This window comes from Mesorhizobium sp. B2-5-7 (assembly GCF_006440875.1).
GTDB lineage: Bacteria > Pseudomonadota > Alphaproteobacteria > Rhizobiales > Rhizobiaceae > Mesorhizobium > Mesorhizobium australicum.
On record NZ_VFUO01000002.1, the window covers coordinates 898,868 to 919,621 of the forward strand.

Annotated in this window: 18 protein-coding genes; 8 read left to right on the plus strand and 10 right to left on the minus strand. The window is 63.2% G+C overall.

What is annotated here, in order from left to right:
- Positions 1–7 precede the first annotated feature (7 nt).
- The 8 genes from FJ543_RS11905 to FJ543_RS11940 all read left to right on the plus strand — a co-directional run bounded on the left by FJ543_RS11905 (position 8) and on the right by FJ543_RS11940 (position 8,986).
- Positions 8–1,180: an iron-containing alcohol dehydrogenase gene (locus FJ543_RS11905; protein WP_015315808.1), complete on the plus strand. Its 1,173-nt coding sequence runs from the start codon at positions 8–10 to the stop codon at positions 1,178–1,180.
- A 243-nt stretch (positions 1,181–1,423) separates the two neighbouring features.
- Complete coding sequence (locus FJ543_RS11910; protein ID WP_140875173.1) at positions 1,424–2,530, plus strand: ABC transporter substrate-binding protein; 1,107 nt, start codon at positions 1,424–1,426, stop codon at positions 2,528–2,530.
- Positions 2,531–2,675: 145 nt separating this feature from the next.
- Positions 2,676–3,512 (plus strand): ABC transporter permease subunit, encoded by an 837-nt coding sequence (locus FJ543_RS11915; protein WP_181165828.1) that lies wholly within the window; start codon positions 2,676–2,678, stop codon positions 3,510–3,512.
- Complete coding sequence (locus tag FJ543_RS11920; RefSeq protein ID WP_015315811.1) at positions 3,509–4,300, plus strand: ABC transporter permease; 792 nt, start codon at positions 3,509–3,511, stop codon at positions 4,298–4,300. The genes FJ543_RS11915 and FJ543_RS11920 overlap by 4 nt, the downstream gene beginning before the upstream one ends.
- 30 nt (positions 4,301–4,330) lie before the next feature.
- Positions 4,331–5,395, plus strand: coding sequence for an ABC transporter ATP-binding protein (locus tag FJ543_RS11925; protein ID WP_015315812.1), 1,065 nt, complete (start codon positions 4,331–4,333; stop codon positions 5,393–5,395).
- A gap of 159 nt (positions 5,396–5,554) precedes the next feature.
- Positions 5,555–7,108 (plus strand): sodium:proton antiporter, encoded by a 1,554-nt coding sequence (locus FJ543_RS11930; RefSeq protein ID WP_140875175.1) that lies wholly within the window; start codon positions 5,555–5,557, stop codon positions 7,106–7,108.
- 116 nt (positions 7,109–7,224) lie between these two features.
- Positions 7,225–8,133: an endonuclease/exonuclease/phosphatase family protein gene (locus FJ543_RS11935; RefSeq protein WP_140875177.1), complete on the plus strand. Its 909-nt coding sequence runs from the start codon at positions 7,225–7,227 to the stop codon at positions 8,131–8,133.
- Positions 8,134–8,140: 7 nt separating this feature from the next.
- Positions 8,141–8,986 carry an EamA family transporter gene (locus tag FJ543_RS11940; protein ID WP_140793306.1) on the plus strand — a complete coding sequence of 282 codons (846 nt, stop codon included), beginning with the start codon at positions 8,141–8,143 and terminating at the stop codon, positions 8,984–8,986.
- A 4-nt stretch (positions 8,987–8,990) separates the two neighbouring features.
- On the opposite strand, the gene FJ543_RS11945 is transcribed toward FJ543_RS11940, so the two are convergent.
- The 10 genes from FJ543_RS11945 to FJ543_RS11995 all read right to left on the minus strand — a co-directional run bounded on the left by FJ543_RS11945 (position 8,991) and on the right by FJ543_RS11995 (position 20,743).
- Positions 8,991–10,208, minus strand: a complete 1,218-nt coding sequence (locus FJ543_RS11945) for an MFS transporter (protein WP_181173959.1) — start codon at positions 10,206–10,208, stop codon at positions 8,991–8,993.
- A gap of 90 nt (positions 10,209–10,298) precedes the next feature.
- Positions 10,299–10,616 (minus strand): Dabb family protein, encoded by a 318-nt coding sequence (locus tag FJ543_RS11950; RefSeq protein ID WP_140875181.1) that lies wholly within the window; start codon positions 10,614–10,616, stop codon positions 10,299–10,301.
- 11 nt (positions 10,617–10,627) lie between these two features.
- The gene (locus tag FJ543_RS11955) at positions 10,628–12,256 is read right to left on the minus strand and encodes a choline dehydrogenase (protein ID WP_140875183.1); all 1,629 of its coding nucleotides are present in this window, start codon (positions 12,254–12,256) and stop codon (positions 10,628–10,630) included.
- Between the two features lie 12 nt (positions 12,257–12,268).
- Complete coding sequence (locus FJ543_RS11960) at positions 12,269–13,030, minus strand: 3-ketoacyl-ACP reductase (RefSeq protein WP_140875184.1); 762 nt, start codon at positions 13,028–13,030, stop codon at positions 12,269–12,271.
- Positions 13,031–13,235: 205 nt separating this feature from the next.
- The gene (locus FJ543_RS11965) at positions 13,236–14,753 is read right to left on the minus strand and encodes a GMC family oxidoreductase (protein WP_140875186.1); all 1,518 of its coding nucleotides are present in this window, start codon (positions 14,751–14,753) and stop codon (positions 13,236–13,238) included.
- 68 nt (positions 14,754–14,821) lie between these two features.
- Positions 14,822–15,937, minus strand: coding sequence for an ABC transporter ATP-binding protein (locus FJ543_RS11975; RefSeq protein ID WP_023781265.1), 1,116 nt, complete (start codon positions 15,935–15,937; stop codon positions 14,822–14,824).
- A gap of 4 nt (positions 15,938–15,941) precedes the next feature.
- A complete protein-coding gene (locus tag FJ543_RS11980) occupies positions 15,942–16,886 on the minus strand; it encodes a carbohydrate ABC transporter permease (protein WP_140875188.1) in 945 nt (314 codons plus the stop codon).
- Positions 16,883–17,833 (minus strand): sugar ABC transporter permease, encoded by a 951-nt coding sequence (locus tag FJ543_RS11985; RefSeq protein WP_015315823.1) that lies wholly within the window; start codon positions 17,831–17,833, stop codon positions 16,883–16,885. The genes FJ543_RS11980 and FJ543_RS11985 overlap by 4 nt, the downstream gene beginning before the upstream one ends.
- Before the next feature lie 86 nt (positions 17,834–17,919).
- The gene (locus FJ543_RS11990) at positions 17,920–19,173 is read right to left on the minus strand and encodes an ABC transporter substrate-binding protein (protein ID WP_140789006.1); all 1,254 of its coding nucleotides are present in this window, start codon (positions 19,171–19,173) and stop codon (positions 17,920–17,922) included.
- 58 nt (positions 19,174–19,231) lie between these two features.
- Positions 19,232–20,743, minus strand: a complete 1,512-nt coding sequence (locus FJ543_RS11995) for an aldehyde dehydrogenase family protein (protein ID WP_140875190.1) — start codon at positions 20,741–20,743, stop codon at positions 19,232–19,234.
- Positions 20,744–20,754 lie beyond the last annotated feature (11 nt).

Here is a 20,754-nt window from a genome sequence, read left to right on the forward strand (position 1 = left end):
GATAAAAATGTCCAAGCTCATCTCCAAATGGAACTACCCCACCACCGTTCGCTTCGGCGCCGGGCGCATCAAGGAACTGCCGGAGGTGCTCGCGGCCACCGGCATCAAGCGGCCGCTTTTCGTCACCGATCCGGGATTGGCGAAACTGCCGGTCGTCGCCTCGACGCTCAGGATTCTCGACGAGGCCAAGGTGCCCTATGGCGTGTTCTCCGAGGTGAAGCCGAACCCGGTCGAGTCCAACCTCACCGCCGGCATCGGGGTGTTCAAGAGGGGCAAGCATGACGGCGTCATCGCCTTCGGCGGCGGCTCGGCGCTCGACCTCGGCAAGCTGATCGCCTTCCAGGCCGGCCAAGTCAGGCCGGTCTGGGACTTCGAGGATGTCGGCGACTGGTGGACGCGCGCCAACTCTGACGCCATCGCGCCAATCATCGCTGTGCCGACCACCGCCGGCACCGGCTCGGAGGTCGGCCGCGCCGGCGTCATCACCAACGAGGAGACGCATACCAAGAAGGTCATTTTCCATCCGAAGTTGTTGCCGGCGATCGTCATCGCCGATCCGGAGCTTTCGGTCGGCATGCCTTCCTTCATCACCGCCGGCACCGGCATGGACGCGCTCGCCCATTGCCTCGAGGCCTATTGCGCGCCGGGCTACCATCCGATGGCCGACGGCATTGCCGTCGAAGGCATACGCCTGGTGTTCGAGAACCTGCCGAAGGCTTATGCCAATGGCAAAGATCTCGTCGCCCGCGCCCACATGATGAGCGCGGCCGCCATGGGCGCCGCGGCCTTCCAGAAGGGGCTGGGTGCCATCCACTCGCTGTCGCATCCGATCGGCGCGCTCTACGACACCCATCATGGCATGACCAATGCCGTGTTCATGCCATATGTGCTGGCCTTCAATCGCGACTCCATCGAGGAGCGTATCGCCCGGCTCGCCGCCTATTGCGGCATCAAGGGCGGTTTCGACGGCTTCGCCAAGGCTGTTATCAAGCTGCGCAAGGAGTTGAAGGTGCCGCACGCGCTGCCGGGCCTGATCAAGGGGCTCGACATGGACAAGAAGCGCAAGGGCCTGATCGCCGACATGGCGGTGGTCGATCCGACGGCCGGCGGCAACCCGGTCAAGCTGACCAAGAAGGCGGCGCTGACACTGCTCGAAAACGCCATCGCCGGGACGGTCTGAGGCCGGTTCCTGGATGCGGAAGTTGATCGGGAAACGAGGGGAAAGGAGAGGGGAGGGGGCGATATAGGGGCGGATTAATGATTAGCCGGAAAATTAAGTGATGGCTAATTGCTACAGTCCGTTAAAAAGAGTTAACTTTTCACGCTGCGAGGCGCCGGTTTCACAAAGCTTTCATCTGGCTGTCACACGAAAACGATACCGCATCGCAGACGTCCAACGGCGTCAGTTCAATGGAGAGAACACATGTTCAAATTCACGGGGAAAGTGCTTTCCCTTTCGGCCGCGACCCTGATGGTGTCGTCGGTGATTTCGTCCGCCGCTTCGATGGACGATCTCATCAAGGCCGCCAAGGCCGAAGGCCAGCTCACCACGATCGCCTTGCCGCATGACTGGTGCGGCTACGGCGACGTCATCGCCGGTTTCAAGGCGAAGTATCCGGAAATCACCGTCAACGAACTCAACCCCGACGCCGGCTCCGGCGACGAAGTCGAGGCGATCAAGGCCAACAAGGAGAACAAGGGCCCGCAGGCTCCTGATGTCATCGACGTCGGCCTGTCCTTCGGCCCGACCGCCAAGGCCGATGGCCTGTTGATGCCATACAAGGTGTCGACCTGGGACTCGATCCCGGACAGCGCCAAGGATGCCGATGGCGCCTGGTACGGCGACTATTATGGCGTGCTGTCGTTCATGGTGAACAAGGACCTGATCAAGGAATCGCCGAAGGACTGGGCCGATCTCCTCAAGCCCGAATTCGCCAACGCGGTCGCCGTCGCCGGCGATCCGCGCGCTTCGAACCAGGCCATCCAGGCCGTCTACGCCGCGGGCCTTTCCGGTGGCGCGGCTGCTGGTGAAGCCGCTGGCACCGCCGGCCTCGACTTCTTCAAGAAGCTCAACGCCGCCGGCAATTTCGTGCCGGTTGTCGGCAAGCCGGCAACGCTTGCCCAGGGCCAGACCCCGATCCTGATCAACTGGGACTACAACGCGCTCGCCGGTCGCGACACGCTGAAGGGCAACCCGCCCGTCGACGTCATCGTGCCGAAGACCGGCGTTGTCGCCGGTGTTTATGTGCAGGCGATCAGCGCGTTCGCGCCGCATCCGAATGCAGCCAAGCTGTGGATGGAATATCTCTATTCCGACGAAGGCCAGATCGGCTGGCTGAAGGGCTATTGCCACCCGATCCGCTTCAATGATCTTGCCAAGAACGGCAAGATCCCCGCGGACGTTCTGGCCAAGCTGCCGCCGGCGGAATCCTACGCCTCGGCCGCCTTCCCGACGCTCGACGAGCAGGGCAAGGCGAAGGAGACCATCAGCAAGAACTGGGACGCCGTTGTCGGCGCCAACGTCAAGTAAGGCTTGAAATCCACCGGGCGGCCGCGAGGCCGCCCGGTTTCCCCTCGAAGACGGTAGCCGGCGCATGACCGATCTTACGCTTTCAAATCAGTCCGTCACCACCAAGCCCGCGCCGCCGAACGAGGCGACCACTTTCCGCTTTCCGATGCAGTGGATTGGCGTGGCGCCTTTCTTCATCTTTGTCCTGATGTTCCTGATCCTGCCGACGATCTATCTCGTCCTGGGCGCTTTCCAGAATGGCGACGGTCAGCTGACGCTTGATAATATACTGCAGCTGGTCAGCGATCCCTCGATCAGCGCTTCCTACTGGGTTTCGATCAAGATCAGTTTCTGGTCGGCTGTCATCGGTGCCTTTGCCGGGCTCGCGATTGCCATCGCCATCGTGCGCGGCGGGCTTCCCAACTGGACCCGCTCGGCGACCCTGACTTTTTCGGGTGTCGCCTCGAATTTCGCCGGCTTGCCACTGGCCTTCGCCTTCCTGGCGACCCTCGGCCGCGTCGGCATCGTCACGACGCTTCTGCGTGACGTTCTCAATGTGAACATCTACGCGATGGGCTTCAACTTCCTCACGACATCGGGCCTGATCGCGGTCTATCTGTTCTTCCAGATTCCGCTGATGGTGGTCATCATCGTGCCGGCCATCGACGGCTTGAAGAAGGAATGGGGCGAGGCCGCCGCCACACTCGGGGCCACCCAGTCGCAGTATTGGCGCATGGTGGTCATCCCGGTCTTGTGGCCGAGTTTCCTCGGCACCGTTATCCTGTTGTTCGCCAATTCCTTCGGCGCCATCGCCACGGCTTATGCGTTTGCCGGCCCGGCACTCAACATCGTTCCCATCAAGCTCTATTCGCAGATCAACGGCGACGTGCTGCACAACCCGCAGCTCGGCTATGCCATCGCCTTCGGCATGATCGTCATCACGGGCTTGGCTAACGTCTTCTACATCTGGTTCCGGACCCGGTCCGAAAGGTGGCTCAAATGAAGTCGGGCAAATTCTGGGCCTGGGTCGTCTTCATTGTCGGCGCGGCCTATTTCTTCATTCCGCTGATGGCGACTGTCGAGTTCTCGTTGCGCATGCGCCGCGGCGTCCATTCCTTCGATGCCTACCAGATCGTGCTGGGCGACGCTCGCTTCCAGTCGACCTTCCTGTATTCGGTGGTAGCGGCCGTCTTCACCATCATCCTCGGCGTGCTGATCGTGGTGCCGGCGGCATACTGGATCCGGCTGCGCCTGCCGCAGCTCAGGCCGATCGTCGAATTCATCACGCTGTTGCCGCTGGTCATTCCGGCCATCGTCATCGTGTTCGGCTATATCAGGATGTACGGCTCGAATTCCCCGCTGCCGTTCCTGGGCAGCAATATGGGCGCCAATGCGCTGCTGGTGATCGGCTATGCGACGCTGGCTCTGCCCTACATGTATCGCGCCGTCGATACGGGGCTGCGCACCATCGATGTGCGGACATTGACCGAAGCAGCGCAGATCCTGGGCGCCGGCTGGGGCACGATCATTGGCCGGGTGATCCTGCCCAATGTCCTGATCGCCGTGCTGTCGGGCGCCTTCCTGACCTTCGCCATCGTCATCGGCGAGTTCACCATGGCGAGCCTTCTCAACCGTCCGGCCTTTGGCCCGTATCTGCAAAACGTCGGCGCCAACCGCGCCTATGAACCGGCAGCCCTTGCCATCATCGCCTTCGCCATTACCTGGGGCTGCATGTCGCTCATCCAGATCCTGTCTCGCTTCGCGCCGAAATCGGCGAACCGCCCGAATTGATCGAAAAGCACTGACCTGAGAGAAAAAGCCATGGCCGAGCCATTCCTGTCCATCCAGCATGTGCGAAAGTCCTACGGGTCCAACACCGTGGTGCAGGATTTCAGCCTCGACGTCGAGCCGGGCGAGTTCGTCTCGTTCCTGGGGCCATCCGGATGCGGCAAGACGACGGTGCTGCGCATGGTCGCCGGCTTCGAGGAGCCGTCGGCCGGCAAGATCGTCGTCGCCGGCAAGGACATCACGCGGCTGAAGCCCAACCAGCGCAACGTCGGCATGGTGTTCCAGGCCTATGCGCTATTCCCGAACCTGACGGTGGCGCAGAACATCGCTTTCGGGTTGAAGGTTGCCGGCATGCCGAAGGCCGACGCGGACAAGCGCGTCGCCGAGATGCTCGACATGATCAGGCTGCCGCAGATGGCGGACCGCTATCCCTACCAGCTCTCCGGAGGCCAGCAGCAGCGCATCGCGTTGGCGCGTGCTATCGCGCCGAAACCAAAGCTCCTGCTGCTCGACGAGCCGCTGTCGGCGCTGGACGCCAAGGTGCGTGTGTCGCTGCGCGAGGAAATCCGCTCGATCCAGAAGAAGCTCGGCATCACCACCATCTTCGTCACCCATGACCAGGAAGAGGCGCTGTCGATCTCCGACCGCATCGCCGTCATGTATGGAGGCAAGGCCGAGCAGGTCGCGACGCCCTTCGAGATCTACAACCGGCCAGCGACCAAGTTCGTCGCCAATTTCGTCGGCACGCTGAACGTGCTCGAAGGCAAGGTCACCGACGCCGCCTCCGGCAAGGTGCAGGTCAATACGCAGGAAGTCTCGCTCAAGGGCAAGCTCAACGGCTCGAAGTCCGGCGACACGCTGTCTCTGGCGCTGCGGCCCGAGGCGATTTCGCTCGGCCGCCAGCCCGGCCGCGACTCCAGCCTGACCGGAGAGATTTCCGAAGTGCACTTCCTCGGCTCGGTTATCCGGGTCCGTGTCGGCATCGGCGGCAACACGGTGTCGCTCGACACTTTCAACAACTCCGCCACCCCGCCGCCCGCAGTCGGGGAGAAGGCCGAGATTTCGTTCTCGTCGAGCGATATGCTGGTGCTGCACTAGGTAGTCCGCTGTCGGAAGGCGTCCCAAACGGGCGCGCTCCAGCCATCGGGATTTCTCATGCTGCCGACGGCGACACGGCCCGTGCCAGAGGTGTCCCTGTTGTTTCACGACCATGACTTTGGCACTGCCAATCGCCTCGTTCGGCGGCTACGATAGAGCATGGCTCTTTTCGAACTGACGCTTATCCTCCTGTTGATTGCAGTCGCGCTGACGGCGCTGTCGCGGCGGCTGCAAGTTCCCTATCCGTCGCTGCTGGCGCTGGCGGGCGCGGGCATCGCCTTCCTGCCCGGCATGCCCACCATCGAAATCGACCCGGAACTGGCGCTGGCCTTGTTCATCGCGCCGGTGCTGCTCGACGCCGCCTACGACACCTCGTTGCGCGATCTCAATCGCAACCGGCTGCCGCTCGCCCTGCTGGCCTTGGGGGCGGTCGTTTTCACCACCGCAGCGGTTGCGCTGCTCGGCTGGAAGATGGCAGGCCTGCCGATCGCCGCGGCCGTCGCCCTTGGCGCCATCGTAGCGCCGCCCGATGCCGTCGCGGCGTCGGCCGTGCTCGGACAATTCAAGGTGCCGCACCGCATCACCACCATCCTGCAAGGCGAGAGCCTGCTCAACGATGCAACCGCGTTGCTAATCTACCGTATCGCTGTCGCCGCCGCACTCGGTCCGTTCCTGTTGAGCAGCGCCGCGCCCATGGTCGTCTTGTCGACCGTTGGAAGCCTGCTGGCCGGCTATGTACTCGGCCGGCTGTCGCTTGCCACGCTGAGCCGCATCGAGGACGCCGCCAGCGGTACCGTGGTGCAGTTCGCCGGTACGTTCGGTGTCTGGATCCTGGCGGACAGGTTGGGTCTGTCGGCGATCATCACCATCGTCGTCTACGCCATGACCATCGCGCGGACCGCGCCACGCCGAATGTCGGCGAGAAAGCGTGTCAGTTCCTATTCGGTCTGGGAGACGGCGGTGTTCGTGCTCAACGTGCTGGCCTTCGTGCTGATGGGTCTGCAGGCGCGGTCGATCGTCGGACGGCTCGCCGGTACGGGAGAGCTCGACGCATTCGTCTTTGCCGCGGCTGTGCTGGCGGTCGTCATCGTTTCGCGCCTGATCTGGGTGCTGGGCTGCGGTGCAGTCATCAGGTGGTTTGCCCGCTTTGGCGGCGCCGAGCATCAGCCGGATACGCCGTCCTTTCGCGGCGGCGTGCTCATCGGCTGGTGCGGCATGCGGGGACTGGTAACCCTTGCCGCGGCATTCGCCTTGCCGGTCGAATTTCCTGCTCGCGACCCGATCGTGCTCGCCGCCTTCACGGTCGTGCTCGGCACCCTGGTGCTGCAAGGAATGAGCCTGAAGCCGCTGCTGCGCGTCCTGAAGCTGGATCCCGACGAAACGGTCGACCGGGAGGTAGCGAAGGCGCGCGTCGTGGTCATGCAGGCCGCGCTTGATGTATTGAGCGGCAAAACCTCGAGCGCCGCAGCCGCGGTGCGCGAGCAATATGCCGCCCAGCGCAAGATCGCCAAAAATCCCGAGGATGCCCAGGCCGCGACCGAATATGACAGGCTGCGTCTCTATGCCATCAAAAGCCAGCGCGATGCCCTGGAGGAGCTGCGCCGCAACGGCACCATCGGTGACGAAGCCTATCACCGTCTGGAGGAAGAGATCGACTGGACGGAACTTGCGGCATCGCCGGCAGGCCGGTTCCAGCCGCTGACCACCGACTAGCAGATACCGCGTCTCGGCCGCTGCCCTGCTGGCCCAAGCCCCGTCCGTCCTCCTGCACATTGCAAGCGATCGGCCGAACCGTTACTGCCAACACCGAAAAGTGAGCCGGATAAGCAATGAAGCTGGTCAGCTACAACATCCAGTACGGATTCGGCAGCGACGGGCGCTACGATCTTTCGCGTGCGGCACGCCTTGTCGCTGGCGCCGACATCATCGCCTTGCAGGAGGTCGAGCGGCACTGGCAACGCAGCGATTTCGACGACCAGCCGGAGCGGCTTTCCCAATTGCTGCCTGGGTATCACTGGGTCTACGGCCCAGCCTTCGACATGGATGCCAGCGAGCTGCGCGACGGCCGCCTGGTCAATCGCCGCCGGCAGTTCGGCACCATGGTTATGTCGAAGCTGCCGATCGTCTGGTCGCGACTGCACGCGCTGCCGATGCGCCGCACGCTGCGGCCGCTCAACACCCGCAACGCCGCCCTCGAATGCATGATCCGCACGCCGGCCGGGCCGGTCAGGGTGCTGTCGCTGCATCTCGCGCACATCGCGGCGGAAGAGCGGCTGGAGCAGATTGACTATCTCATGGCCGAGCACCGCCGGGCACCATCGGAAGGCGGACCGTGGAGCGGCGCGGACGACGAACCTTCGCGGAACTGGACACATGGGGAAGTCGAGCCGGAAAATCCGCTGGCGACGATCTGGATGGGCGATTTCAACATGGAACCCGGCAGTGCCGAATATCGCCGCGTTGTCGGCAGCACGCCCTATCATCGGGGCGCTGCCTATCTCGACGGCTTCGTCGATGCCGCTTCTGTCGCCAGCGAGCCGGTAGCGGATTTCCATACGCATGAGAAGATCATCGACGGCAGGCTGGCAAAGCGCCGGCTTGACCATTGCTTCGTCGGCGGCATGTTGGCCGGGCGTGTGCGTTCGGTTGGATCAGACATGGGCGAGGTGGCTTCCGACCACTTCCCGGTCCGGGTCGACATCGATCTCGAGACGCCCTTCGGCTTGGGAGGTCGATGAGCTCCCCATGACGCTTTTCGTCTTCTTCGCGGTGCTTGCCGCGGCCGCCATGCACGCGATCTGGAACGCACTGGTCAAGGTGCATCTCGACCGCTTCCTGTCGATCACGCTGATGACGCTCGGTATGGGCACTGCTGCCCTCGTCGTGCTGCCCTTCGTCGAGTTGCCGAAGGCGGAGGTCTGGCCCTACATCATCGCTTCGGTGATCTTCCACATGGGCTATCGCACCTTCCTGATCGGCGCCTACCAGGCCGGCGATTTCGCCCAGACCTACCCGCTGGCGCGTGGCACGGCACCCCTGCTGGCCGCGATTGGCGGCATGTTCGTCGTCGCCGAAGTGCCGGCGCCGCTTGCCATCCTTGGCATCCTGCTGTTGTCGGCCGGCACGCTGGTGATGTCGTTTCGCGGTGGCGCGCATCTGGAGAAGCTGAACCTGCGCGCGGTCGGCTATGCGCTGGGCACGTCGATCTTCATCGCCAGCTACACGCTGTCCGACGGCAGCGGCGCGCGGCTGGCGGCAACGGCGCAGAGCTATGCCGCCTGGCTGTTCATCTGCGATGCATTTGGGGCGCTGGTGCTGTGCCTCGTTTTCCGAGGGCCCAAGGCGCTGCCCGTTCTGGCGCGCGACTGGAAAACGGGACTGTTCACCGGTGTGCTTTCCGGCGCCGCCTACTGGATCGTCATGTGGGCGATGACCAAGGCGCCGATCGCCTCGGTGGCGTCGCTGCGCGAGACCTCGATCCTGTTTGCCATGATGATCTCGGTCTACGCCCTCGGCGAAAAGATGACAGGCTGGCGCGGCGCTGCCGCGCTCAGCATTGTTGCAGGCGTCATCGCGTTGAGGATGGGTTGACCTCTCAGCCGAGCACCGTCATTACCTGGCCGCGCCGCTCCGGACTGAAGCGGATGACGACGATGATGCAGACGGCGACCACACCGGCAAAAAGCGCCAGCGCATAGCCATAGCTGCCGCCGGGGGCTTCGGCGATCCCGGCCTGATATGGACCGCCATAGGAAGCGGCGAGATTGCCGGCCTGATAGATGAAGCCGGGCAAGGTGGCGCGCACCGCACCGGGAGAAAGCTCGTTGAGGTGGACCGGGATGACACCCCAGGCGCCTTGCACCGCGACCTGCATGACGAAGGCGCCGATGGCCAGCATGAACGGCGTTGAACTGTAGGCCCATAGCGGGATCGCCGGCAGGGCGATGATGCAGGCGAGTGTAATGGCGTTGACGCGGCCGATCTTCTCTGACAGCGCACCGAATGCCAGGCCGCCGACGATGGCGCCGATGTTGGCAACGATGGTGATCCAACTCACCGTGTGTGGGTCAAAGCCGTGCTGTTTCTTCAAAAAGGTCGGGTAGAGATCCTGCGTGCCATGGCTGAAGAAGTTGAAGAACATCATCAGCACGACAGCATAGAGCGCGACGCCCCAGTGCTTCTGCAAGGTCTCCAGCATCCCCGGTCGAGCGGTTTTCTGCGCCTCGACGAAGGCAGGAGATTCCGGCACATGCGAGCGGATGAACAGGACGATCAGCGCCGGGACGAAGGAGAGCAGGAACATGGCGCGCCAGCCGATCGTGTAGCCGCCGATCGTCTGTTGGTAGAGCAGACCATAGACCACCGCCGCCAGCAGGTAGCCGGCCGGATAGCCGCATTGCAGGATGCCCGAGACGATGCCGCGGGCGCTCGGCGGGACGGATTCCATGGCAAGCGAGCTGCCAAGGCCCCATTCGCCGCCCATGGCGATGCCGAACAGCGCGCGCAGCGCCAGGAAGATGCCGAGATTGGGCGAGAAGGCGGCGAGCGCCCCGATCACCGAATAGCTGACGATGTTGAGCATGAGAATGGGCTTGCGCCCGTATTTGTCGGCTAGCATGCCAAAGAAGAACGCGCCGATGAAGCGCGTGGCCAAGGTCAGGAACAGTGCCTTTGAGACTGCCGGGACATCCGTCTGGAATTCAGTCGCAATATCGGTGAGCAGGAATGTCAGAAGGAAGAAATCAAAAGCATCGAGGGTCCAGCCCAGGAATGAGGCCAGGACGGTTTTCTTCTGCTCTGTAGTGAGGTTCAAGGCGTCCTCCTTTGCATCCCCCAAAGAAACGATATGTCGCCTTGTCGGCAAAAGAGAACAGCGATCGGCCGGCTTTCGAAAAGCCGGCGGTCACTTTTTCGTAAGATCGAGATCGAAGACCATCAATCCGTCCGTGCCGCCTTCGAGAGCCGCGACCAGCCGGGCGCCGGCACGCTGATGCGCTTCATGCACGAGGTAGGCGTCGCGCGCCGCGGTATCGCGGAAATCGATGGTGAAGCCATAGGTGAACCCGCGCGCGAAAGGCTCTGGGCTGACATTGGTGCTGAACTGGACCGTGTCCATGCCTTCGACCACCTGTCGCAACGCCTCGAGGTCGGCGTGGATGGCCGTGCGCTCGGTCGACGACACATCGCTACGAAATCTGGCGAAAACGCAGTGCCTGATCATTTTACCACTCCCTAAGCAGCACGATTGCCGGAAAACACCGCCGGCGGCAGCGGCTCGCGGCCGAGGATCAGGTCGGCACCCTTTTCGCCGACCATGATCGTCGGCGCATTGGTGTTGGAGGAAGGCACGCGCGGCATCACAGACGCATCGCAGACGCGCAGCCCCTCGATGCCGCGCAGTCTCAGGTCCGGCGTCACCACCGCCATCTCATCATGGCCCATGCGGCAGGTGCCGACAGGATGGTGATCGGTCTTGGAGGTGCGGCAGGCATAGTCGATCAGCTCATCGTCGCTGGCGAGCGACGGGCCGGGCAGCACCTCGCGCAGCACGTAAGGGGCAAGCGCCTTCTGCCGCATGATCTCGCGCGCCAGCCGCAGCCCTCTCAGCGACATGTCGCGGTCATAGGGATCGGACCAGTAGTTGGGGTCGATCAGCGGGTGGTCGGCGGGATCAGCGCTTTTCAGCCGCACCGTGCCGCGCGAGCGCGGGCGCAGGAAGGCCGAGTTCAAGGTGACGCCCGGGTTTTTCAGCTTCTCGACGCCAGCCTCGATGCCGGAGCCGAGGCCCAGATGGAACTGGATATCGGGCGAGGCGGCGGTCGGGTCGGCGTACCAGAAGCCGCCGGTCTCGAACAGGCTGGAGGCCACCGGCCCCTTCTTCAACAGCAGATATTGCAGGCCAGCCCAGGCCGTGCGGTGCAGCTTGGCGTAATTGTCATAGGTGTGGTCGCCGGTGCATTCGGCGATGACGAACAGGTCGAGATGGTCCTGCATGTTGGAGCCGACGCCGGGCAGGTCATGCACGGGCGTGACGCCGACCGATTTCAGATGGTCGGCCGGGCCGATGCCCGACTGCATCAAAAGCTTAGGCGAACCGATGGCGCCGGACGAGACGATCACCTCGCGGTCGGCGCGCAGGATTTTTGTCTCGCCGCCCGGCCTGTCGACCACCTCGACGCCGATGGCGCGACCGTTCTCGACGACGATGCGGGTGACCAGTACGTCGGTCCTGACGGTGAGGTTCTTGCGAGCGCGGATCGGCCTGAGATAGGCGACCGAGGCGGAGGAGCGCCGGGCATCCTTCTGGGTCAGCTGGTAATAGCCGACGCCTTCTTGGGCAGCGCCGTTGAAATCCGGATTGAAGGGAATGCCCATCTCCTGGCCGGCGCGGAAATAGGCTTCGCAGATCGGCAGCGGCGCAATCGGGTTCGAGACGCCGAGCGGGCCCTGGTCGCCGTGGAAATCGTTGGCGTAGCGCTGGTTGTTTTCGGCCCGTTTGAAATAGGGCAGCACGTCGCGGTAGCCCCAGCCGGCCAGCCCTTCCTCCTTCTCCCAGGCGTCGTAGTCGCGCGCATTACCGCGCGTGTAGATCTGGGCGTTGATGGAGGAACCGCCGCCGACCACCTTGGCCTGAGTGTACCAGAAGATACGGTCGTTCATGTGCCTTTGCGGCACGGTCGACCAGCCCCAGGACGCAATGCCCTTGGTCATCTTGGCAAAGCCCGCCGGCATGTGGATATAGGGATGCCAATCCTTGCCACCGGCTTCGAGCAGCAGCACGGAATTGGAGGGATCCTCGCTCAGCCGGTTGGCCAGCACGCAGCCGGCAGGGCCGGCGCCCACGATGATGTAGTCGGTCATTGTCTCATCCGTTCATAGCCGAGGCACGGAAAGCGCGCCGTCGACATTGATGATCGAGCCGGTCGAAAAGCCCAGTCTCCCGGCAGCGAGCGCGGCCACCATGGCGCCGATGTCGGACCCTTCGCCCCAGCGTTTCGCCGGCACCAGGCCGCTGTCTATCAAAGCGTCGTATTTGGCGGTCACGCCCGCCGTCATGTCGGTGCGGATAATGCCCGGCCGCAGCTCGAACACGCCGATTTTTTCCGGGGCGAGCCTGAGCGCCAGATTCTTCACCCACATCGAAAGCCCTGCCTTCGACATGCAATATTCGGAGCGTTCCGGCGAGGCCATCTCGGCGCTGACCGATGTGATGGTGATGATCGATTTCGCATCATCGCTGGGCTGGCGGAGCATCGCCTTGGCGACCGCCTGGCTGAGGAAGACGGTGCCCCGCAGGTTGACGCCGAGCGCGCGGTCGAAATTGTCGGGTTTGAGGTCCAGCAGGTCGCCCCGCACCACGGCGCCGACGCCGGCATTGTTGACCAGGCAATCGATGCGGCCGAAGGCGCGCATGGCGGTTTCGACCAAGGCGGCGTGGCTGGAAAGATCGGCGATGTCGCAGCTGACATAGGCGAATTTGGCGCCGCGTTTGGCGACGTCTTGCGCAAGCTCGTCAGCGGGTTTCGCGGCAACATCGGCGACAAGGATGTCAAAGCCGGCATCAGCGAGTGCCTGAGCGCAGGCAAGACCAATTCCGCGCGCGCCGCCGGTGACGATGGCTGCGGGGCGGGTCATCGGATACTCATCCTTATGTCAGCGCCGCCCCTCATCGCCCTGCCGGGCACTTCTCCCCGTATAGTGACGGGGAGAAGGACGCTGTTATCGCCTGCTTCACCATGCGCCAGCATTGCAGAAAAAGCGCCGAGATTGCGGCCAGCGTGCTTCTCCCCGTTTACGGGGAGAAGGTGCCGGCAGGCGGATGAGGGGCGGCGCTGACCGATCATGCGGCGAGGTCCGTCTTGCGGATGTGCTCGGCGACGCGCAGCGCCTGGGCGGCGATCGACAGCGCCGGGTTCACGGCGGCCGAGTTCGGCAGAAAACCGGCGTCGACGACGAACAGGTTCCGGTGATCGAAGGCACGGCAGAACGGGTCGAGCGGCGACGTCGCCGGATCATCGCCCATTTTCACCGTGCCGCACTGGTGCGAGGGCGTGCGTTTGTCGAAAGGGCGCGACAGCACCACGGGATAGCCGCAGGCGCGAAAATTCTCGCGCATCACCTTGGTCAGCCCGTCGAGCGACTGCATGTTGGAGCGCCGCCATTGCATGACGATGTCCTTACCGTCGACCATGATGCGGCTTTCGGGGTCGGGCAGGTCCTCGCACATCAGGTACCAGTCGACGGCATGGCCGGCCATGAAATCGAGCGCGAATTTCGGCACCCGTTTCACATTGGCTTTGAGCATGTTGCCGTCGATCTTGCCGAGAAGCTGGACATTGCCGAGCGGCTTGCCGCCCTTGCCGCCCGTGAGATAGTAGTCGTTCAACATCAGCGTCTTCTGGTAGACGGCATCGTTCCTGCGGCGCGGATCGATCGCCAGCATGGCGCTCGAATTGTGGTTCATGAAGTTGCGACCGACCTGGTCGGAGCGGTTGGCCAGGCCTTTGCCGCCCCCCTTGCCATTGCTGGGAGAGGGCGAGCGCAGCAGGATGACCGCTGAATTGACCGCACCGGCCGACAGGATGACCAGTCTTGGCGACAGTTTTTTCAGCTCGCCGTTCTGGCGGTAATGAACCGCTGATATGGTTTTACCGTCCGGAGAAGTATCGAGATATTCGACATGGGCGCCGGTTTCGAGCTTGATGTTCGGATCGTTCAGTGCCGCTGCCAGCGGTGCGGTCTGGGCGTCCATCTTTCCCTGGCCAGTGTTCGGAAAAGCGTCCCAGCCGGTCCTGCCTTCCCCGAGCCAGGTGTCGATGTCGACGCCGAGCGGCAGCGAGGCCGGATGCAGGCCCAGCCGCTTGAGCTCGGCACGGGCACGGGCGATCGGCGCCTCGTCGGGCACAGGCTTATAGGCATAGGGTACCGAGTGGAACGGCTCGGTCGGATCCTCGCCGAGCGTGCCGCGCACGCGGAAAAGCTGCTCAGCCCTGGAATACCAAGGCTCGAATTCGTCATAAGAAAACGGCCAGGCCGGCGAGACACCGCCGAAGTGCTCCATGGCGGAGAAATCCTCTTTGCGGTAGCGGATCAGCACCGCGCCGAAGAATTTCGAATTGCCGCCGACATAGTAGTAATTGCCCGGGTTGAATGCGGCGCCACCGGCCTCGCGCCACATCTCCTTCGGCCGGTAGTGGCCGTCGACGAAGATCGAGCGCGTGTCGCGCGCATGCGGCGTTGCCGGCAACGGCTCGCCGCGTTCCAGCATCAGGATCGAGGCGCCGCTGCCGGCCAAGCCGGAGGCGATCGTGGCGCCGCCGATGCCGGAGCCGATGATGACGATATCCGGGTTTGTCATGGCCTAAAGGTCTTTGTTCTGATGCATGTCGTTGCCCCAAAACCGGACCCACTTTTGGGCGACACACATCAGCGGATACGGCTCTCGGTCGCCGGATCGAAGAACACTGCCTTGGTCAGGTTGAAGGCGAGCGGCGTGTTGGTGCCGGGCTGGATGTTGGCATCTGCGCGCAGCCGCGCCACCACGCCTTTGCCGCCGAGATTGGTGACCGCGAAGGTATCGGAGCCGGCCGGCTCCACAACCTCGATATGGCAATCGGCGGTGGCGATTTGCGAGGCGTTGCGCTCGGCGCCTTCCGGATCGGTGAGCGCCTCCGGACGAACGCCGAAGATGACCGGCTTGCCCTTGAACGCCGACAATCCGGCAGGGGCGTTGGCCATCGGCAGAGTAATCGGCTGGCGTGCCTCGCGATCGAGCACGACGGCCAGGTCGCCACCATTGCCGTCGATGGTCGCCGGGATCAGGTTCATCGCCGGCGAACCCATGAAGTCGGCGACGAAGACATTGCTGGGGTTGTTGTAGATCTCGGCCGGCGTGCCGAATTGCTGCACCTCGCCATCGCGCATGACGGCGATTTTGGTCGCCAGCGTCATCGCCTCGATCTGGTCGTGGGTGACATAGACGATGGTTGTGCCGGTGGTGGCATGCAGGCGCTTGATCTCGATGCGCATGTCGACGCGCAGCTTGGCGTCGAGGTTGGACAGCGGCTCGTCGAACAGGAACAGCTTGGGGTCGCGCACCAGCGCCCGGCCCATGGCGACGCGCTGGCGCTGGCCGCCCGAAAGCTGGCTCGGCTTGCGGTTCAGCAGATGGCCGATCTGCAGCACCTTGGCCACCTTGTCGATCGCCTTCTGGCGTTCGTCGGCCGGCACGCCGCGCATCTCCATGCCGAAGGAGATGTTCCCGGCGACCGTCATGTTGGGGTAGAGCGCGTAGCTCTGGAATACCATGGCGATGTCGCGCTTGGACGGGTGCAGATCCGTGATGGTGCGGCCATCGACGCGGATATCGCCGGAGGTGATGGTCTCCAGTCCGGCGATGGTGTTGAGCAAGGTGGATTTGCCGCAGCCGGAAGGACCGACGAGCACCAGGAAGCCGCCCTTTTCCAGTTCGAGATTGATCCCCTTCAGGATCTCGACCTGGCCGAAACGCTTCCTCAGACCATCAATTTCCAGAAAAGCCATTGGGTTATCCTTTGACCGCGCCCGCCATCAGGCCACGCACGAAGTAGCGGCCGGCGAGCACGTAGACGAGAAGGGTGGGCAGTGCCGCGATCATCGCGGCCGCCATGTTGACGTTGTATTCGACGACGCCTGTCGAGGTGTTGACGACGTTGTTGAGCGCCACCGTCATTGGCATGGCGTCGCCGGTGCCGGCATAGGCGGAGGCGAACAGGAAGTCGTTCCAGATGTTCGTGAACTGGTAAATGACGGTGACGACGAAGATCGGCATCGAATTCGGCAGCATGATGCGCCGAAAGATCTGGAAGAAGGAGGCGCCGTCGACCTGCGCGGCCTTGACCAGTTCGGTCGGGAACGCCTCGTAATAGTTGCGGAAGAACAGCGTGGTGAAGCCGATGCCGTAGACGACGTGGACGAACACCAGGTTCACCGTCGGGTTGCCGAGGCCGAAGCTGGTTCCGACCGTGTTCTGCAGCGTCACGCCGAACCGGCCGAGGCTGCCCAGGATCGTCGCCATCGGCAGCAGTACCGACTGGAACGGGATGAAGCAGGCAAACAGCATCAGCCCGAATACCAGGGTCGCGCCGCGAAAACGCCATTTGGTCAGCACGTAGCCATTGAGCGCACCGAGCATGGTCGAGATCAGCACGGCCGGAACCACCATCTTTATGGAGTTCCAGAAATAGCCCTTGATGCCGGCGCAGGTGAGGCCTACGCAGGTCTCACCCCAGGCCTTCAGCCAGGGGTCGAAGGTCGGCGCCTTTGGCAGCGCCAGCATGTTGCCGTTCTGGATCTCGTCCATGGTCTTGAACGAGGTCACCAGCATGACGAACAGCGGCATCAGGTAGAACAGCGCGAACAGCGCCAGAAGCCCGTAGATGACGATGCGATTGACAATCTTGACGTTGACGCCGCCGCTGACCCGGCGGGCGGGAGTGGTCACGGCGCTCATCGCGACTTCTCCCTGAGTTCCGAATAGAGATAGGGCACGATGATGGCGACGATGGTCATCAGCATGATCACGGCGCTGGCCGAGCCGACGGCCATTTCGTTGCGCTTGAAGGTGTATTCATACATGAAGTTGGACGGCAGCCAGGCCGAGCCGCCGGGACCGCCGCTGGTCAGTGCCACGACCAGGTCATAGGATTTGATGGCAAGGTGCGCGAGCACGATGAAGGCCGACAGGAAGATCGGCCGCAAGAGCGGAATGACGATGCGGCGATAGAGCTGGAAGGTGGTGGCGCCGTCGATCTGCGCCGCCTTCATGATCTCGCCGTCAATACCGCGCAGGCCGGCCAGGAACATCGCCATGATGAAGCCGGAGGCCTGCCAGACGCCGGCGATGACCACGGTGTAGATGACGAAATCCTTGTTCTTGATCCAGTCGAAATGGAAGCTCGTCCAGCCCCATTGATGCAGCGTCTGTTCGAGACCTAGGCCGGGGTCGAGGAACCATTTCCAGGCAACGCCGGTGACGATGAAGGAGAGCGCCATCGGATAGAGGTAGATGGGGCGCAAAACGCCTTCGCCGCGAATCTTCTGATCGAGCAGGATGGCCAGGAACAGGCCGAGCGCCAGGCAGATCAAGATGTAGAGAAAGCCGAAAATGCCCATGTTGGTGATCGACGTGTACCAGCTCGATGGCGGGTCGGTGTCGAAGGTCCAGCCCCACAATCGCTGATAGGCGCGTGCGCCTGTTATGGCATAGGACGGGAAGGTCTTGGAGTTGGTGAAGGACAGATAGATCGTCCACAGGATGAAGCCGTAGACGAAGACGATGGTGATGGCGAAGCTCGGCGCCAGCACGATCTTGGGCAAGGCATCCTGCAGGCGCGAGCGCACCGAGGTGCGCGACCGCTCCGGCGTCAGCTTGATCTGGGTTGTCGCTACACTGCTCATGGGGTTCCTCCCGTCGGCATCCGGCCGATCGGCCTCACGGACCGGACCTTCCCCGCCGGAGCGGGGAAGGTGTTTGTGGCCGGCGCTTACTTGGCGTCGTCGATCGCCTTGACCAGTTCGGTCACGGCTTCGTCCGAGGTCTTGATCTGACCGTGGACAAACTTCGAGATGACGTCCTTGTAGGCATTGGCGACAGCCGGAGGCGCGCCATAGCCCTGGGCCAGCGAGCCGAACAGCGTGCCGCCTTCATTGGCCTTCTTCAGGTCGGCGATACCCTTCTTGCCGCAAGCGTCGAAGTCGGTGTCAGGCACGTCGGTGCGGGCCGGAACCGAACCCTTGACGACGTTGAAGGCCGACTGGAAGCTCTTCGACAAGGTGGCGGTGGCCAAAGCGATCTGGGCGGCCTTGCGGTCGTCCGGAACGTTGAACATGCCGAACATGTCGGAGTTGTAGATCACCGAGCCGTCGGTGCCCGGGAAGCGATAGCAGAGGAAGTCCGTACCCGGTGTCTTGTTGGCGGCGTGGAACTCGCCCTTGGCCCAGTCGCCCATGACCTGCACCAGCGCATCGCCCTTGATGACCATGGCGGTGGCCAGGTTCCAGTCGCGGCCAGAGAAGTTCGGGTCGACATAGGTGACGAGCTTGGCCAGATTGTCGAACGACTTCTTCATCGTGTCGGACTTGAGCGACGCGTCGTCGAGGTCGTTCATCGCCTTCTTGTAGAACTCAGGTCCGCCGGTCGACAGCACGACGGAATCGAACATGGTCGCTTCCTGCCAGTTCTGGCCACCAAGCGCGAGCGGGGTGACCCCGGCCGCCTTGGCCTTGTCGAGCAGGGCGATGAAATCGTCGAAGGTCTTAGGCTCGGTGCCGCCGATCTTGTCCATCACCGCCTTGTTGATCCACAGCCAGTTGACGGAGTGGACGTTGACCGGAGCGGCAACCCACTTGCCGTCATAGACGGAGAACTTCTGCAGCGCGGCCGGAACCGACTTGTCCCAGCCTTCCTTCTTCGCCGTCTCTGTGAGGTCGCCCATCACGCCGGCAGCGGCATAGTCGAGGACGGTGTAGCCGAGCATCTGCGAGGCGGTCGGATAGTTGCCGGCCGCGACCATCGCCTTCAGCGCGGTCATGGCGGCATCGCCGCCGCCGCCGGCCACGGGAACGTCCTTCCAGGCATAGCCTTCCTTGGCCAGATCGCCCTTGAGCACGTTGAGAGCAGCCGCTTCGCCGCCCGACGTCCACCAATGCAGCATCTGCACTTCCTTGACGTCCTCGGCATGGGCCGCGAAAGCCAGGCCCGAAGCGAGCGCCGTTCCGATAAGCAGTTTGCGCAACATGTACTTCCTCCCTTGTTGCATTACACGACCGGTGGCAGCCCACCGGGTTCTTCCCAACTCAGCCGACCCACCAACCGGTGCGCTGGCCGCGATGAAACTGGATTGTCTTTTCCTCGGTATAGTCCTCGACAGCGCGTTTGCCGAGTTCGCGGCCCAAGCCCGACTGCTTGTAGCCGCCGAACGGCAGTTCTGGATAACCTTCCATGAACGTGTTCACCCAGACAGTCCCCGAACGCACGCCCCGCGCCACCGACATGCAGGTGTCGATGCTGGCGCTCCACACACCCGCCGACAGACCATAGGGCGTGTTGTTGGCGATGCGCAACGCCTTTTCAATCGATTCAAAAGTCAGCACCGAGAGCACCGGCCCGAACACTTCCTCGCGCGCGACCGTCATGTTTTCGGTGACGTTGCGTAAGATCGTCGGATCGAGATATTGGCCGGCATTGGAAGGGCGTTGCCCGCCGCCGCTGTAGATACTGCCGCCCTCGCTCGCGGCAGCCGCGACGTAACCCGTCACCTTGGCCAGATGGTCTGACGAAATCATCGCGCCGACCTTGGTTAGGTCGTCGAGCGGATCGCCCACGGTTACCCTGGCGGTCAATGCCTTCACGGCGCCCAGGAAGTCGTCGGCGATCGCCTCATGCACGATCAGCCGGCTGCCGGCATTGCAGCACTCGCCGGCGTTGAAGAAGCCGCCGAATACCGCGGCATCGGCAGCCGCTTTAAGATCGGCATCGGGGAAGACGATCTGGCCGTTCTTGCCGCCGAGTTCCATCGAAACTCTCTTAAGGGAATTCGAGGCCGCGGCCATGGTCATCTTGCCGACGCGGGTGGAACCGGTAAACGAAACCATCTCGACCAGCGGATGGCTGACCATCGGCGCGCCGACATCGGCGCCGAGACCTGCGAGGATGTTGACGACTCCAGCGGGAACGCCGGCTTCCAACAGGATATCGCCAAGCACGAAAGTCGAGGCCGACGTCATTTCGCTTGGCTTGACCACGGCCGTGCAGCCGGCGGCGAGCGCGAAAGGCAGTTTCTGGCTGACGATGAGGAATGGGAAATTCCACGGCGTGATGATCGAGACGACGCCGATCGGCTCACGCAGGACGACGCCCAGCATGGCATCGCCAAGATTGGCGTAGCTTTCGCCGTGCAACGTTCGGGCCAGTGAGGCGGCATAGCGCCAGATGTCGACGGCGCCGCCGATCTCGCCGCGCGCCTGGGCGATCGGCTTGCCGGATTCCAGCGCATCGAGCCGGGCGATGTCTTCCAGCCGGATCTCGATCAGGTCGGCGGCCTTAAGCAGGATCGCGGCGCGTTCGGACGCTTGCATGCGCGGCCAGGGGCCGGTCTCGAAGGCCCTGTGCGCCGCCTGCACCGCGGCTTCCACTTCGGCGGCACCCGCCTGAGCATAGTGTGAAACCATGAAGCCGTGGCCGGGGCTCTTGCGTTCCAGCATGCGGCCATCGCGGGCATCGACATGCTTGCCGTCGATCAGAAGCTTGTATGCCTTGGGGGCCACGGAGGCCTCGGCAGGCATGGAAATCTTCAGAGGTGCATTCATGTGATTTCCAC